The sequence below is a fragment of the Rhizobium sp. SEMIA 4085 genome, from assembly GCF_013004495.1.
Lineage (GTDB): Bacteria > Pseudomonadota > Alphaproteobacteria > Rhizobiales > Rhizobiaceae > Rhizobium > Rhizobium gallicum.
Window position 1 is genome coordinate 1 of record NZ_JABEPH010000127.1, and the last position, 14,918, is coordinate 14,918.

16 protein-coding genes and 1 pseudogene are annotated in these 14,918 nt (G+C 59.3%); 14 read left to right on the forward strand and 3 right to left on the reverse strand.

From position 1 onward, the window contains the following. From C9413_RS14680 to C9413_RS14690, 3 genes are all read right to left on the reverse strand, one after another. The coding region (locus C9413_RS14680) for a peptidogalycan biosysnthesis protein (protein WP_170250591.1) at positions 1-211 on the reverse strand (211 nt) is incomplete at its 3' end. Between the two features lie 78 nt (positions 212-289). Next, on the reverse strand, positions 290-1,009 hold the full coding sequence (locus C9413_RS14685; protein ID WP_039844792.1) for a glycerophosphodiester phosphodiesterase: 720 nt from the start codon (positions 1,007-1,009) through the stop codon (positions 290-292). Beyond that, complete coding sequence (locus tag C9413_RS14690) at positions 1,006-1,476, reverse strand: RidA family protein (protein WP_039844793.1); 471 nt, start codon at positions 1,474-1,476, stop codon at positions 1,006-1,008. The genes C9413_RS14685 and C9413_RS14690 overlap by 4 nt, the downstream gene beginning before the upstream one ends. Positions 1,477-1,613: 137 nt before the next feature. Here C9413_RS14690 and C9413_RS14695 point away from each other — a divergent pair, with 137 nt between their 5' ends. From C9413_RS14695 to C9413_RS14760, 14 genes and pseudogenes are all read left to right on the forward strand, one after another. Beyond that, positions 1,614-2,453 carry a cell envelope integrity EipB family protein gene (locus C9413_RS14695; protein ID WP_039844794.1) on the forward strand — a complete coding sequence of 280 codons (840 nt, stop codon included), beginning with the start codon at positions 1,614-1,616 and terminating at the stop codon, positions 2,451-2,453. Positions 2,454-2,597: 144 nt separating this feature from the next. Next, a complete protein-coding gene (locus C9413_RS14700; protein ID WP_039844795.1) occupies positions 2,598-3,308 on the forward strand; it encodes a pentapeptide repeat-containing protein in 711 nt (236 codons plus the stop codon). Between the two features lie 51 nt (positions 3,309-3,359). Then, complete coding sequence (locus C9413_RS14705; RefSeq protein ID WP_039844796.1) at positions 3,360-4,004, forward strand: metallophosphoesterase family protein; 645 nt, start codon at positions 3,360-3,362, stop codon at positions 4,002-4,004. 188 nt (positions 4,005-4,192) lie between these two features. Further along, positions 4,193-4,957, forward strand: a complete 765-nt coding sequence (rpsB, locus tag C9413_RS14710; protein ID WP_022715483.1) for a 30S ribosomal protein S2 — start codon at positions 4,193-4,195, stop codon at positions 4,955-4,957. Between the two features lie 241 nt (positions 4,958-5,198). Beyond that, on the forward strand, positions 5,199-6,125 hold the full coding sequence (tsf, locus tag C9413_RS14715; RefSeq protein WP_039844797.1) for a translation elongation factor Ts: 927 nt from the start codon (positions 5,199-5,201) through the stop codon (positions 6,123-6,125). Positions 6,126-6,220: 95 nt separating this feature from the next. Beyond that, positions 6,221-6,943 carry a UMP kinase gene (gene pyrH, locus C9413_RS14720; RefSeq protein WP_039844798.1) on the forward strand — a complete coding sequence of 241 codons (723 nt, stop codon included), beginning with the start codon at positions 6,221-6,223 and terminating at the stop codon, positions 6,941-6,943. Between the two features lie 54 nt (positions 6,944-6,997). After that, positions 6,998-7,558: a ribosome recycling factor gene (gene frr, locus C9413_RS14725; RefSeq protein WP_039844799.1), complete on the forward strand. Its 561-nt coding sequence runs from the start codon at positions 6,998-7,000 to the stop codon at positions 7,556-7,558. Between the two features lie 34 nt (positions 7,559-7,592). Further along, positions 7,593-8,336, forward strand: a complete 744-nt coding sequence (locus tag C9413_RS14730) for an isoprenyl transferase (protein ID WP_170250592.1) — start codon at positions 7,593-7,595, stop codon at positions 8,334-8,336. Positions 8,337-8,339: 3 nt separating this feature from the next. After that, positions 8,340-9,176 carry a phosphatidate cytidylyltransferase gene (locus C9413_RS14735; RefSeq protein ID WP_039844801.1) on the forward strand — a complete coding sequence of 279 codons (837 nt, stop codon included), beginning with the start codon at positions 8,340-8,342 and terminating at the stop codon, positions 9,174-9,176. A gap of 29 nt (positions 9,177-9,205) precedes the next feature. After that, positions 9,206-10,339: an RIP metalloprotease RseP gene (rseP, locus tag C9413_RS14740; protein ID WP_039844802.1), complete on the forward strand. Its 1,134-nt coding sequence runs from the start codon at positions 9,206-9,208 to the stop codon at positions 10,337-10,339. 194 nt (positions 10,340-10,533) lie between these two features. Then, positions 10,534-12,876 carry an outer membrane protein assembly factor BamA gene (gene bamA / locus C9413_RS14745; RefSeq protein ID WP_039846743.1) on the forward strand — a complete coding sequence of 781 codons (2,343 nt, stop codon included), beginning with the start codon at positions 10,534-10,536 and terminating at the stop codon, positions 12,874-12,876. 37 nt (positions 12,877-12,913) lie between these two features. Further along, a complete protein-coding gene (gene lpxD / locus C9413_RS14750; protein WP_170250593.1) occupies positions 12,914-13,975 on the forward strand; it encodes a UDP-3-O-(3-hydroxymyristoyl)glucosamine N-acyltransferase in 1,062 nt (353 codons plus the stop codon). Next, on the forward strand, positions 13,972-14,439 hold the full coding sequence (gene fabZ, locus C9413_RS14755; RefSeq protein ID WP_039844803.1) for a 3-hydroxyacyl-ACP dehydratase FabZ: 468 nt from the start codon (positions 13,972-13,974) through the stop codon (positions 14,437-14,439). The genes lpxD and fabZ overlap by 4 nt, the downstream gene beginning before the upstream one ends. Beyond that, positions 14,436-14,918: pseudogene (locus C9413_RS14760) on the forward strand (acyl-[acyl-carrier-protein]--UDP-N-acetylglucosamine O-acyltransferase); the annotation flags it as partial. The gene fabZ and the pseudogene C9413_RS14760, both read left to right, overlap by 4 nt.

Sequence of the window (14,918 nt, forward strand, 5' to 3'; positions counted from 1 at the left end):
TGTCCGTCTCAAGCAGCAGATGAGGGCCGAGCCAGCCAGTTTGCGTGGTGGCAGAGCCTGAATCTTCGAGCGCGGAGAGGAAGGCGTGCGACAGGATGGGGTTATAGGCGAGCGCCTTGCCTTCTTTGGACGTTCCGGAAAGCCGGGACCAGCTCTCCGGGGAAATCGCGGTGAAGGACCGTTCGACGCGGATCGATAGTTCGTCTGTCATGGAGCAAATGCGAGGCCCTTGGGAGGAGGATATTGGCTCCCCTTCAGTCTGCGCACGATCGTGTCCAACAAGCGAGCGTCAAACCGAACCGCGGGGATCGAAACCTTCGAACGTCATCTGATCGGCATTCTCGACGGTATGCATGCGCGCCTTCTCGTCGCGGACCGTCCAGGTAATGACCGGGATGCCCTTCGCGCGCTGGCCGGTGATGAAGGCATTCGGCAGATCGGCGAAGAAATAAGAGATGAAATCGAGGCCGGTTTCCATGGCCCGTTCGTGGTTCGCGAATTCTTCCGGCTTGTTGCCGCCGGCGGTAAGGCCGAGCGGGTAGGGCGCGTTCAAGGCTTTGAGGTCGCGCAGAAGCCAATGGTCGAAGCTCATGAGCGCAACCTTGCCGTCATAGCCTTCCAGCACTTCGACCACCGCTTCGGCAAAGCCCTCATCATCCGCCTCGCGGCCCTTGAGTTCGAGGACGAGCGGAACCTTGCCCTTCACGAGATCGAGCAATTGCCTGAGTGTCGGGATCTTGTCGGCCGTGCCGCCGACGGACAGCAGGCCGAGTTCCCTGGAGGTGCGCTCGCGGATATCGCCCTTTATGTTACACAGACGCTCGAGGTTCTCGTCATGAAAGATGATCGGCACGCCATCGGAGGCATAATGGAGATCGCATTCGATCGCGAAGCCGGCTTCGACGGCGCGGGCAAAGGCAGTCAGCGTATTTTCCCAGACGAGCTTGTTGGTGTCGTGGTAGCCGCGATGGGCGACCGGCAGTTCCTTGATCCAGGCGGCGGAGGTCATGACGCAATTTCCATGATGGCATCGATTTCGACGGCGGCGTTGAGCGGCAGCGCCGCCATGCCGACGGCGGCACGGGCATGCTTTCCGGCCTCGCCGAGGACGCCGGCGATCAGGTTTGATGCACCGTTGATGACAAGATGCTGTTCGACGAATTCCGGGGTAGAGGCGACGAAGCCGTTGAGCTTGATGACGTGCTTGATGCGGCCGAGATCGCCGCCTAGCGCTGCCTTCGCCTGGGCGAGAATGTTGATGGCGCAAAGCTCCGCGCCGCGCTGGCCGGCGGGGACGTCGACATTTCTGCCAAGATGGCCGCTCACGGCGACCTTGCCGCCTTCGAGCGGAAGCTGGCCGGAGATATAAAGAAGGTTGCCGCTGATCACATAGGGAACATAATTGGCAGCGGGTGCGGCGGCTTCCGGCAGAGTTATCCCCATTTCCGTCAGGCGGGCCGCGATTTCATTCGACATTTTCGTCTCCGCTTTTTGTTTCAGTTCTTCAAAAAATTATGCATCGGGACTAGAATCTTGCGTATGACGGTTTCGAGCCTCGATTTGGCCGAAAGCGTTCTTATAACATCGCGGCCGAGTCCAACAGGAGATTATGGATGTTCCGACCGAGTCTTGCCGCCCTTCTTCTTGCCGGCGTCGCAACAAGTGCGTGGGCGGCCGCGCCTGCCTCCGGCGCTGCGATCGCCTCCGGTCTTGTCGCCCACCGGGCGATCTACGATCTCGAACTGAAGGACGCGACCGAGCGCTCTGGCATCGCCGGCATGTACGGCCGCATGGTCTACGAATTCAACGGCAATTATTGCGACGGCTTCACCACCAATTTCCGCTTCGTGACGCAGATCAACACCGGCGACAGCACACGCGTCAGCGACCAGCAGACGAAGACCTTCGAAAACGTGAAGGACCGCCGCTTCACCTTCGAAACGAAGTCTTTCACGGACGATCAGCTCGACAAGGAAGTCAACGGCGAGGCAAACGACAAGCCGGACGGCGTGACAGTCGATCTGACCCGCCCTCAAAGCAAGGAATTGCAGCTTGCCGAAAGCCGCTTCCCGACCGAGCACATGCTCGACGTGATCGAGAATGCCAAGGCGGGCAGGCGTTTCTTTGAAGCCCGCGTTTTCGATGGCTCGGACGATGGGGACAAGCCCTTGGCGACGACGACCGTAGTCGGCAAGCAGATTACGCCGGTTGCCGGTGACGAGGCGGATGCGGGCAATGCCGGCGCGTTTTCCAAGACGGCCGTCTGGCCGGTGACGATCTCCTATTTCAACGAGAATACGAAATCAGACGCGCTACCGGTCTATCGCATGTCATTCAAGCTTTACGAGAACGGCATTACGCGCGATCTCACCATGGATTATGGTGATTTCGTTCTGACCGGCAGGCTCGCGAAGCTGGAAATGCTGGATAGCAAGGCCGACACCTGCAAGTGAGCCGCTGGCGGCATTGAGGCGCATCTTAAACAACGTTTTATGCACGATTTCTCTTTTTCTGGCGCATAATAGAAGTGCAGGACGTACGTTGTCCTGTGCGGGCCTGCCGCCGTTGAGGGGGCGGGGCCGATAGGGGGTGGGATTATGAAGAACTTGTCACGGATTGCACGTTCAGGTCTTGCGGTGGCGCTCCTTGCTGCTGCATCCGCGGTATCGGGCGGTCATGTGATGGCAGCCGATTGCCACGACACGCCTAACGCAGGCGTTGACTGGAGCGAATGCACCAAGAAGAACCTTATGCTTGAAGGCAGCAACTTCGAAAAAGCCAGTCTGGCGGGCACGGATCTGTCGCAGACCAGCCTCAAGAATGCGAACCTTGCCTCGGCAAACCTCGAAAAAGCGACCCTGATACGCGCGTGGCTTGAAGGTGCAAAGGCCGACGAGGCCAAATTCGACAAGATCGAAGCCTACCGGGTCGTGTTCCAGAATGCATCGGCGCAGCGCGCTTCCTTCATCAGCGCTGAGCTGCAGCGTGCGGATTTCACTGGCGCACAGCTTTCAGGTGCGAACTTCGAAAAGGCCGAGCTCGGGCGCGCGACTTTTGAAACCGCCGTATTGACCGGAGCCAGGTTTGCGCTTGCCAATCTCTCCCGCGCCGATCTCAGCGGCTCGAGCTTCGAAGGTTCGATCGATTTCGATCGCGCCTTCATGTTCCTGACGAGAATAGAGGGGCTCGATCTTTCCGCTGCAACCGGGCTTCTGCAGTCGCAGATCGAACTGGCCTGCGGCGATACGTCGACCAAGCTTCCTTCCGGTCTTACGATGCCAAAGAACTGGCCCTGCGCAACGGACTGAGTGAGCGCGCAAACGGTGGCAATGAAATCAATGTCCCGCAGGAGGCGCGGCATGAATTTCACATTTGCGGTTGGCGACATCCATGGCTGCCTGGAGCCGTTGAGAGAGATGCTTGATCGCATCAGGACATACGCATGCGCCGGCACGGTGGTTTTCATCGGCGACTATATCGACCGCGGTCCTGACAGCAAGGGAGTGATCGATCTCCTGATGAACGGATCGGGCAGCGAAGCCTGGCGATGGGTATGTCTGAAGGGCAATCACGAGGATATGATGCTGCGCGCCTGCGCTAACGATGACGAGCGTATCTGGTGGTTGGAAAACGGCGGGTTTGAAACGGAGCTTTCCTATGGGGGTAAAGTAGCCGCAAACCATATGCTGTGGGCCAGTCAGCTGTCGTTGATGTATGCCGATTGCCACCGGATCTTTGTGCATGCCGGCGTTGTTCCGGATTTGCCGCTAGAGATGCAGGCCCCCCAAGACCTGCTCTGGCTCCGGGTTCCCGACGACTATTCAGCGGATTTTTGGGGAAAACACCTGTGTCATGGACACACGCCCTCGGACACGAATCCGCTGACCGTTGGCAACCGCACGAATATCGACAGCGGATGCGTGTTCGGCGGTCCGCTTTCCTGCGCCGTGTTTGAAGATTCGCTGGCCGGCGGGCCGGTCGAGTTTATCCAGGTGCAGCGCTAGGGGCAGTCAGACGCCAGTTTTTTTGAGCGAACGCCTTGCATTTTCGGCGGATCGACGGTAAGGGCAGCCGCATTCCACACGTAAGGCATGGGATCGTCCGGGAGAAATCCGGATTTTTCCGCCGGTGGCATCTTCGAAGAGGATGCTGTTCGCCTTGCGGAGGTTCAACCGGAAAAGGAGTCAAAGGCATGGCATTGCCTGATTTTTCTATGCGCCAGCTTCTGGAAGCTGGCGTTCACTTCGGCCACCAGACCCACCGCTGGAACCCGAAGATGAAGCCGTACATTTTCGGCGATCGTAACAACATCCACATCATCGATCTGGCTCAGACCGTTCCGATGCTTTCGCGCGCGCTGCAGGTTGTCAGCGACACCGTTGCCCGTGGCGGCCGCGTTCTCTTCGTCGGTACCAAGCGCCAGGCTTCCGAGCTCATCGCGGACTCGGCCAAGCGTTCGGCCCAGTACTACGTCAACTCGCGCTGGCTCGGCGGCATGATGACGAACTGGAAGACGATCTCCAACTCGATCCAGCGTCTGCGCAAGCTCGACGAAATCCTTTCCAACGAAGCCCAGGGCTTCACCAAGAAGGAACGTCTGAACCTCGAGCGCGAGCGTGAAAAGCTCGACAAGGCTCTTGGTGGTATCAAGGACATGGGCGGTACCCCGGACCTGATGTTCATCATCGATACCAACAAGGAAAAGATCGCGATCGACGAAGCCAAGCGCCTCGGCATCCCGGTTGTCGCGATCATCGACTCGAACTGCGATCCGGACCTGATCGACTATCCGATCCCGGGCAACGACGACGCTTCGCGCGCTATCGCTCTCTACTGCGACCTGATCTCCCGCGCCGCTATCGACGGTATCGCCCGTCAGCAGAGCGCATCGGGCCGCGACCTTGGCGCTTCCGTTGAAGCTCCGATCGAGCCGACGCTCGACGAGGCTCAAGCCTGATAAACAGGCGGACGGGCCGAAAGGTCCGTCCAGCTTGACTGGATTGGGAAAGGCCGCGCGAGACTTTGCGAAGCTCCGGCGGCCTTGACCTTTTTAGGGCGGTAGGTTCAGGCCGGTCCGCCCAACGAATTCTGATATGGCGCGTCTTCATCACGCTGTCATACATAAAGGTACATTTCGTGCCTCAATCCGGTGGCGCAGAGCATTTTGCGGACCACCGTAAACCGACAAGAGGAAGCTTATGACCGAGATTACGGCTGCAATGGTGAAGGAACTGCGCGAAAAGACCGGCGCAGGCATGATGGACTGCAAGAAGGCTCTCGCTGAAACCAATGGCGACATGGAAGCGGCGATCGACTGGCTGCGCGCCAAGGGCATCGCCAAGGCTGACAAGAAGTCGGGCCGCACCGCCGCCGAAGGTCTCGTCGGCGTTGCCAGCCAAGGCACCAAGGCCGTCGTGGTCGAAGTCAATTCCGAAACCGACTTCGTTGCCCGTAACGACGCCTTCCAGGATCTCGTCCGTGGCATCGCAAAGGTTGCCGTTTCGACCAACGGTTCAGTCGAGGCCGTCGCAGCCGCGACCTATCCGGCTTCCGGCAAGTCCGTTGCTGACACGATCAAGGACGCGATCGCGACCATCGGCGAAAACATGAACCTGCGCCGCTCGACTGCCCTCTCCGTCGAGGACGGCGTCGTCGCCACCTACATCCACAACGCCGTTTCCGACGGCCTCGGCAAGCTGGGCGTTCTGGTTGCGCTGAAGTCGACCGGCAACAAGGAGGCGCTGAACGCCATCGGCCGCCAGATCGCCATGCACATCGCTGCGACCTCGCCGCTCGCCATCCGTCCGGAAGAAGTCGACGCTGCTGTCGCCGAGCGCGAACGCAACGTCTTCATCGAGCAGTCGCGCGCTTCCGGCAAGCCCGACAACATCATCGAAAAGATGGTTGAAGGCCGCATGCGCAAGTTCTTCGAAGAAGTCGCGCTGGTTTCCCAGGCTTTCGTCATCAATCCGGACCTGACGGTCGGTGCCGCGCTCAAGGAAGCTGAAAAGACCGTCGGTGCGCCGATCGAGATCACCGGCATGGCACGCCTCCTGCTCGGCGAAGGCGTCGAGAAAGAAGAAACCGACTTCGCAGCCGAAGTCGCGGCCGCCGCCAAGGGCTGATAAAACCTCATATAATGTGAAAACGGCAGGGCATCGCGTGACAACGCGGTGCCCTTCGTGTATCCGGCAATCATGCCAACATACGAGGAGCCAAGATGTCGTCAGAGCCTGTCTATAAACGCGTTCTACTCAAGGCTTCCGGCGAAGCGCTCATGGGCAGCCAGGGATTCGGTATCGACGTTGCGGTAGCGGACCGCATCGCGTCGGACATCGCCGAAGCCCGCCAGATGGGCGTCGAAGTCGGTGTTGTCGTCGGCGGCGGCAATATCTTCCGCGGCGTAGCCGTCGCCTCCAAGGGCGGCGACCGCGTGACGGGCGACCACATGGGCATGCTGGGTACCGTAATCAACGCGCTGGCGCTTGCAACGTCGCTGCGCAAGCTGAACATCGATACGGTCGTGCTTTCGGCAATCTCCATGCCGGAACTCTGCGAAAGCTTCTCGCAGCGCGCGACGCTCTACCATCTGTCGATGGGCCGCGTGGTCATTTTCGCGGGCGGCACCGGCAATCCGTTTTTCACGACCGATTCTGCCGCAGCCCTTCGAGCCGCCGAGATGGGCGCCCAGGCGATCTTCAAGGGCACCCAGGTGGATGGAATCTATTCCGCCGACCCGAAGAAGGATCCGTATGCCACGCGCTTCGACCGGCTGACGCACCAGGAAGTGCTCGACAAGGGCCTTGCCGTGATGGACGTCGCAGCTGTCGCCCTCGCGCGCGAAAATTCCATTCCGATCATCGTCTTCTCGATCCACGAGAAAGGCGGGTTTGCTGAAATCTTGACGGGCGGTGGCCTCAAGACCATCGTATCGGACAACTGATAGAGAGACGGCGCTGCGACGGCCGCGCGTCTTCGACTGACAGGAGTATTGAGCATGACTGAAGCTACAGACATCAAGGAACTGAAGCGCCGCATGGACGGCGCGATTTCCGCATTCAAACACGATATCGCGTCGCTGCGTACCGGCCGCGCCTCGGCCAACATCCTGGACCCGGTGACGGTCGAAGCCTATGGTTCGCGCTTGCCGCTCAATCAGGTTGCCAATATCACCGTGCCGGAGGCGCGCATGCTTTCGGTATCCGTCTGGGACAAGTCGATGGTAAGCGCGACGGAACGTGCGATCCGCGAGTCGAACCTCGGACTCAACCCGATCGTCGACGGCCAAAACCTGCGCATTCCTTTGCCGGAACTCAACGAAGAGCGTCGCAAGTCGCTGGTCAAGGTCGCGCATGACTACGCCGAGAAAAGCAAGGTTGCGATCCGCCATGTACGCCGCGACGGCATGGACGGCCTTAAGAAAGCCGAAAAGGACGGTGTCATAAGCCAGGACGAAAGCCGGGCGCAATCAGATCGTGTGCAGAAGATGACGGATGAGATGATTTCCGAGATCGATCGCTTGCTTGCCGACAAGGAAAAGGAAATCATGCAGGTCTAGGGCTTTGCCTGCGCCCCTGGAGACCGGACGGGAAATGTCGGAACCAGTATTCTTGAGTATGCCAGAACATGTTGCCATCATCATGGATGGCAACGGCCGTTGGGCAAAGCAGCGAGGGTTGCCGCGCGCGATGGGTCACCGCAAAGGTGTGGAAGCCGTTCGCGAGACCGTGCGCGCCGCAGGCGATGCCGGCATCAAGTACTTAACGCTCTTTGCCTTTTCTTCGGAGAACTGGCGCCGGCCGGAAGCGGAGGTCTCGGACCTCATGGGATTGCTCAAGGCCTTCATCCGGCGCGACCTCGCCGAACTGCACGCGCAGAATGTGCGGATCAGGATCATCGGCGACCGGCATAGTCTTCGCAGCGATATCCTCAACCTCCTGCTCGAAGCCGAAGAGACGACGCGGGACAATACCGCGCTGACGCTGGTGATCGCTTTCAACTACGGCTCGCGCGACGAGATCGCCAGAGCCATGGTGAGCCTTGCCGAGGATGTCGAGGCCGGGCGGCTGCGAGCCCGGGAGATCACACCCGAGCTCGTCAATGCCAGGCTGGATACGGCCGGCATTCCCGATCCCGATCTAATCATTCGCACCAGCGGCGAGGAGCGCCTTTCGAACTTCCTTTTGTGGCAGGCCGCTTATTCCGAGTTTGTTTTCGTGCCGGAATACTGGCCGGATTTCGGCCGGGGGCTCTTCTATGCCGCGCTCGAGAAGTTCGCCGCGCGCGACCGCCGATTCGGCGGCCTGTCGCCGCAGGCCGCCGCAGTAGGCACCTAACTGATGCAGCAGGAACTGAAACTCCGCATTATCTCCGGCGTCATTCTGGCAATCATCGTGCTCGCGGTGACCTGGTACGGCGGCTTCGCCTTCCGCCTGCTCTCAGCGGTAATTGCCCTGCTTATCTATTATGAATGGTCGACAATCACGCGGCTGCAAACCGAGCAGCCGGTCGCGAATGTGGCAGGCTGGGTGGGGCAGGCGGCCATCGCGGCTGCAATCCTGCTCGGACGCTTCGATTTTGCGTTGAGCCTACTTGTCTTCTTTTTTGCGATTGCTGTCGGCTTCGTGGCGGCGCAGAGCGCCAGCCGCTGGTTTCCGGCTGGTATCGTCTATGCCGGACTGACCGGCATCGCACTTGCCGAAATCCGGGGCGGGGATGCTGCTGGGCTGCAAGCCATGCTCTTCGTCTTCGCGGTAGTCTGGGCAACCGACATCCTTGCCTATTTCGTCGGCCGAGCAGTTGGCGGGCCAAAGCTCGCACCGAGGATTTCGCCGGGAAAGACGCAATCCGGCGCTTTTGGCGGCGCGGTTTCGGCTGTGATTGCGGGCAGTGTCATCGCCTACTTCTTCATTCCCGAGGCGGACTGGCTGATGGCGGCCGCCGTCGCCTTCATTCTTTCCGTCTGCAGCCAGGCAGGCGATCTCTTCGAATCGTTCATCAAGCGGCGATTTGGCGTGAAGGATTCCAGTCACCTCATTCCGGGACACGGTGGCGTGATGGATCGCGTCGACGGGCTGATATTCGCTTGTTTTGCAGCGTTCTTGCTCGCGACATTATTTTCCCTGATAAAGGGTGACGGCATGGCGCCGCTAGGCGCCGCTTTGTTCGGGTTCTGATATCTGCGCTGGGCGCAGCGGAAGGATTAATGGAAGGCATGACCGGTATATTCGGCTTTCTGACGGGTTATATCATTCCGTTCGTTCTGGTCCTCTCGCTGCTCGTTTTCGTGCACGAGATGGGCCACTATCTGGTCGGCCGCTGGAGTGGCATCCGCGTGCTCGCTTTTTCTGTGGGCTTTGGACCAGAGCTTGCGGGCTTTACCGATCGGCATGGAACGCGCTGGAAGATCTCGGCGATCCCGCTTGGCGGCTATGTGCGCTTCTTCGGCGACGAGGACGCCTCGAGCAAGCCGGACATGGATAAGCTCGAATCGATGTCGGAAGCGGATAGAGCGCGCTCATTTGCCGGCGCGAAGCTCTGGAAGCGCGCAGCGACGGTGGCCGCAGGTCCCATCGCCAACTTCCTGCTGGCGATCATCATCTTTGCGGTTCTTTTCTCGATCTACGGCCGCTCGATCGCCGATCCGGTCGTCGCCGAAGTGAAGCCGGAGAGCGCTGCCGCGGAGGCGGGAATCCTGCCCGGTGACCTGCTGATCGCAATCGACGGCGGGAAGGTCGATACGTTCGACGATGTGCGCCGCTACGTAAGCGTTCGCCCGGAACAGCGGATCGTCGTTACCATCGAGCGGAGCGGCGAGAAGATGGACCTGCCGATGGTGCCGAAGCGCACCGACATGACGGACCAGTTCGGCAACAAGATGGAGATCGGTCTGATCGGCATCGTGACGAACCAGGAGGTCGGCCATTTCCGCGTGCAGACATATACGCCGCTCGCAGCCTTGGAGGAAGGCGCCGTTCAGACCTGGCATATCGTCACCGGCACCTTCAAATATATCGGCAATCTTTTCGCGGGCTACATGAAGCCCGATCAGCTCGGCGGACCGATCCGCGTCGCCCAGGCGTCCGGCCAGATGGCAACGCTCGGTGTTGCAGCCCTGCTTCAGCTTGCCGCGGTGTTGTCCGTTTCCATCGGATTACTGAATTTGATGCCTGTTCCGGTACTTGATGGCGGGCATTTGATGTTCTATGCGATTGAGGCGGTGAGGGGTAAACCTTTAGGGGCATCGGCCCAGGAAATTGCATTTCGCATTGGTCTAGCTATGGTCCTTTCACTGATGGTTTTTGCTACCTGGAATGACATTAGCGCGTTGATAGGTTAACGCGCGCGGTGAGGGGAAATTACCGTTTATTTACGATGTTTCAAAGCTGTAGTGGCGAATGGGTCACGCTTCGAAATGAAGTAAACAGAAATTAACTTGCTGCCTTGCTTGTAGGGCAAAAGCGGGTAAAACGACACACGTGCCGGAATCGGGTTCGCCCGGCGACGGGGACGAGAAAAAAGGTAATGGGTGAAATGAAGGCTGGTTCAAGATTTTTGAACGCAGTATCGGCGGTTGCGCTGTCTGCAGGTATTGTCGCTTCGGGCGCAGGCGCAATTACATTCGTCTCTGCGACGGCTGCGGAAGCGGCGGTTATCCAGCGGATCGATGTGCGTGGAGCGAGCCGCGTCGGCGCTGAGGCAGTCCGGTCAAATCTCACCATCGCCCCAGGCAGGAACTTCTCGAATACCGACATCGATGACTCGGTAAAGCAGCTCTACGGCACGGGGTACTTCTCCGATGTCAAAATCTCCGTTTCCGGCAGCACGCTGGTAGTGACCGTCGAAGAAGCCCAGCTCGTCAATCAGGTCGTTTTCAACGGCAACCGCAAGGTCAAGGACGACAAGCTGGCCTCGGTTGTACAGACGCGTGCCTCCGGTCCCTACAACGATGCGCTGATCCAGGCCGATATCGCGGCGATCAAGGAAGCCTACGCGGCAACGGGCCGCAGCGAAGTGCAGGTCACGACGCAGGTCGTTCCGCTTGGCGAAGGTCGCGTAAACCTCGCTTTCGTCATCGATGAAGGCGACCGCACGAAGATCGCGGCCATCAATTTCGTAGGCAACAATGCTTACAGCACCGGTCGTCTAGCTGCCGTCATTAGCACCAAGCGCTCGAACTTCCTCTCGTTCCTGACCCGCAAGGACGTTTACAGCGAAGATCGCCTGCATGCCGACGAAGAAGCGCTGCGCCAGTTCTATTTCAACCGCGGCTATGCCGACTTCAAGATCATCTCTTCGGATGCTACTTTTGATGAAGCCACGAACAAGTACACGCTGACCTTCAACATCGAGGAAGGTCCGCGTTACGACTTCGGTCCGGTAACCGTACAGTCGACCGTAGAAGGCGTAACCGGCGAGCAGCTTCAAGGCCTGGTAGTGACGCGCGAAGGCGAAGTCTACAGCGCCAAGGACGTCCAGAGGTCCATGGAGGCCATTTCGGATCAGGTTGCTTCGGCAGGCTATCCGTTCGCCCGCGTGACGCCGCGCGGCAACCGCGATCTCGGCAACAATACGATCGGCGTCGAATACCTTGTCGACCAGGGCGAACGAGCCTACATCGAGCGCATCGAAATCCGCGGCAACAGCCGCACGCGCGATTACGTCATCCGCCGCGAATTCGATATGAGCGAAGGCGACGCCTTCAATCAGCAGATGATCACCAAGGCGAAGCGTCGTCTCGAAGCGCTCGGCTTCTTCTCGTCGGTGAACATCTCGACCGCGCCGGGCAGCTCGCCTGACCGCGTCGTTGTCATCGTCGATGTACAGGATCAGTCGACGGGTTCGTTCGGTATCGGTGCCGGTTACGCCGCAGGCGGCGACGGTCTGATCCTGGAAGCGTCCATTGAAGAAAAGAACTTCCTGGGTCGCGGCCAGTATATCAGGGTTTCAGCTGGTGGCGGTGTCGAAGGCTCGCAGAGTTATGGTTTGAGCTTCACCGAGCCTTACTTCCTCGGTTATCGCCTTGCGACCGGTTTCGACCTCAATCACAGTGAGACCTCAAGCAACGATAATTACGACTATACCGAAGATAGCGCCGTTCTCCGCGCGACGGCGCCGATCACCGAGGATCTGGCGACGACGTTCCGCTACAACTTCAAGCGGATGAACTATGATGCCGACGGCAGCGATCTGAGCGATCTTTCGACACCTTACCAGGATCTTGTGAACGATGGACCTTGGATCCGTTCATCGATTTCCAATACGCTGACCTATAACACACTCGACGACATGACGCTCCCGCGCGAGGGCATATACGCGACCTTGACGCAGGAAATTGCCGGCCTGGGTGGCGACTCGCAGTTCTACAAGATCTACGGGAAGGCGCGCTATTATCATCTGCTGGCTGACGATGCCGATATCATTGGATCTGTTGCGGCCGGCGCGGGCCATGTTGTAGGCCTTGGCAAAGACCTAAACATCTTCGACCAGTTCACATTGGGCAACAACGACATCCGCGGCTTCGAAAACAAGGGTATCGGTCCTCGCGTTGGTGGCGGACCGGATGATCCGCTCGGGGGAACGACTTATTTTACCGTGTCGGCGGAAGCGACCTTCCCGATGCCCGGATTCCCGCGTGACTTTGGTCTACGTGGTGCGGTCTTCGCTGATGCGGGTACGTTGTTTGGAAATGACGTTGACGTGAGTTCGCCAGAATTCGTGAGAGGCGATAGCGCGGCACTTCGTGCGTCCGTCGGTGTTGGCCTTGTCTGGCAATCGCCATTCGGCGCGCTGCGCGTCGACTACGCGATCCCCGTCGTGAAGGAAGATTACGACCAAACGCAGTACTTCAAGTTTGGCATCAACAACCAATTCTGATATCGGCAATCCAGAATCGAAAACTGGAGCTTTGCCGGTGGAGCAGAACAATTTCTTTCCGCCCCGCGACGGCGTCAAACTTTCAGAGTTGGCGCAATATCTCGGGGCGGAACTTGCCGACCCTGAAAATGGCGACACCCTTATCCGATCGGTGTCGCCGGTCAGCCGTGCGAAGGCCGGTGATCTTTGCTACATCATCTCACGCAGGAGTCGCGCCGAGCTTGAAACCTGTCGGGCGTCGGCAGTCCTTTGCGAGCCCGCGATAAGAGCGGCGGTACCTCCTCATATTCCGGTTCTCTTGTCGAAGAATCCCCATGCCGCCTTTGCGATGGCAGGCGGGCATCTCCATCCGGCTGCTTTGAAGCCGCTGGCAACAATGTCTTCGACGGCAGAGATCGCGGCGACCGCGGCGGTCGATCCGACGGCGCGGCTGGAACCGGGCGTGATCGTCGAGCCTTTGGCTGTCATCGGCGCGAATGCGGAAATCGGTCACGGAACACGGATCGGCGCCGGCGCGCTTATAGGTCCCGGTGTCAAGATCGGCCGCGATTGCACGATCGCCGGCGGTGCCAGCGTTATATGCGCACTCTTGGGCAATGGCGTGATCGTGCACAACGGCGCGCGTATTGGCCAGGATGGCTTTGGATATGCGCCTGGCCCCAGAGGGATGATCAAGATCGTTCAGATCGGCCGGGTCATCATCCAGGACAATGTCGAGATCGGCGCGAACACGACGATCGATCGCGGCACGATGGACGACACGGTCGTCGGCGAGGGAACCAAGATCGACAACCAGGTGCAGAGAGGCCACAACGTCAGGATCGGGCGTCATTGCGCGATCGTTTCGCAGGTCGGCATCGCCGGCAGTGCGGTTATTGGAAACGGTGTGCAGATCGGCGGCCAGACAGGTATCAATGGCCATATTACGATTGGCGATGGCGTACAGATCGCGGCAAAGAGCGGCGTCATTCACAGCATTCCTGCCGGTGAGCGTTATGGGGGCATTCCGGCACGTCCGTTAAAGGATTTTCTTCGAGAGTCGGCGGAGATAATGGCGCGCGCGAGCGCTCGGGCTCATAAAACGGGAGATCAAGAATGACTGAAGGGGTCAAGGAGACGCTTGCTTCGGCGGACATCATGGAGATCATGAAGCTTCTGCCGCATCGCTATCCGTTTTTGCTGGTCGACCGGATTATTGAGATCGATGGCGATGACTCCGCGATCGGCATCAAGAACGTCACTGCCAACGAGCCTCATTTCACCGGCCACTTTCCCGAGTCGCCGATCATGCCGGGTGTGCTGCTGATTGAAGGCATGGCGCAGACGGCGGGTGCGATCTGCGCGCGTAAGGATGGAACGACCGGTAACCTCGTCTATTTCATGACCATCGACAATGCACGTTTCCGCAAGCCCGTCATCCCGGGCGATCGGGTCGAATTTCATGTGAAGAAGCAGAAGCAGCGCGGTAATATCTGGAAGTTCCATTGCGACGCCAAGGTCGACGGCGCATTGGCCGCGGAAGCTGATATCGGCGCGATGATTCTTCGTAAGGACGAGGCATGAGCACGATCGCAGGGAGCGCCCGCATCCATGCCATGGCCGTTGTCGAGGATGGCGCGGTCATCGGCGAAGGCGTGTCCGTCGGTCCGTTCTGCCATGTCGGTCCGAAGGGTGTTCTTCATGACAATGCCGAACTGCTGGCGCATGTCGTGGTGACCGGCAGAACCGAGATCGGCAAAGGCACCCGAATTTTCCCGATGGCGGTCATCGGCGGCGATCCCCAGAGCGTGCACCATGGCGGCGAGGAGACGACGCTGACGGTAGGCGAGAATTGCACCATCCGCGAAGGCGTGACGATGAATACCGGCACCGCCGATTTCGGCGGCAAGACAATCGTTGGCGACAACAACCTGTTTCTCGCCAATTCTCATGTCGCCCATGACTGCCGTGTAGGCAATCACGTCATCATGTCGAACAATGGCATGCTCCGCGGGCCTGTGACGCGCGCGGATCGGGTCCTCCTCAGCGGCCGGTCGGTCGAG

Coding starts and splice junctions, on each gene's coding strand:
- C9413_RS14685 (WP_039844792.1), bottom strand. CDS start 1,009: ATGACCTCCGCCGCCTGGATCAAGGAACTGCCGGTCGCCCATCGCGGC.
- C9413_RS14690 (WP_039844793.1), bottom strand. CDS start 1,476: ATGTCGAATGAAATCGCGGCCCGCCTGACGGAAATGGGGATAACTCTG.
- C9413_RS14695 (WP_039844794.1), top strand. CDS start 1,614: ATGTTCCGACCGAGTCTTGCCGCCCTTCTTCTTGCCGGCGTCGCAACA.
- C9413_RS14700 (WP_039844795.1), top strand. CDS start 2,598: ATGAAGAACTTGTCACGGATTGCACGTTCAGGTCTTGCGGTGGCGCTC.
- C9413_RS14705 (WP_039844796.1), top strand. CDS start 3,360: ATGAATTTCACATTTGCGGTTGGCGACATCCATGGCTGCCTGGAGCCG.
- rpsB (WP_022715483.1), top strand. CDS start 4,193: ATGGCATTGCCTGATTTTTCTATGCGCCAGCTTCTGGAAGCTGGCGTT.
- tsf (WP_039844797.1), top strand. CDS start 5,199: ATGACCGAGATTACGGCTGCAATGGTGAAGGAACTGCGCGAAAAGACC.
- pyrH (WP_039844798.1), top strand. CDS start 6,221: ATGTCGTCAGAGCCTGTCTATAAACGCGTTCTACTCAAGGCTTCCGGC.
- frr (WP_039844799.1), top strand. CDS start 6,998: ATGACTGAAGCTACAGACATCAAGGAACTGAAGCGCCGCATGGACGGC.
- C9413_RS14730 (WP_170250592.1), top strand. CDS start 7,593: ATGTCGGAACCAGTATTCTTGAGTATGCCAGAACATGTTGCCATCATC.
- C9413_RS14735 (WP_039844801.1), top strand. CDS start 8,340: ATGCAGCAGGAACTGAAACTCCGCATTATCTCCGGCGTCATTCTGGCA.
- rseP (WP_039844802.1), top strand. CDS start 9,206: ATGGAAGGCATGACCGGTATATTCGGCTTTCTGACGGGTTATATCATT.
- bamA (WP_039846743.1), top strand. CDS start 10,534: ATGAAGGCTGGTTCAAGATTTTTGAACGCAGTATCGGCGGTTGCGCTG.
- fabZ (WP_039844803.1), top strand. CDS start 13,972: ATGACTGAAGGGGTCAAGGAGACGCTTGCTTCGGCGGACATCATGGAG.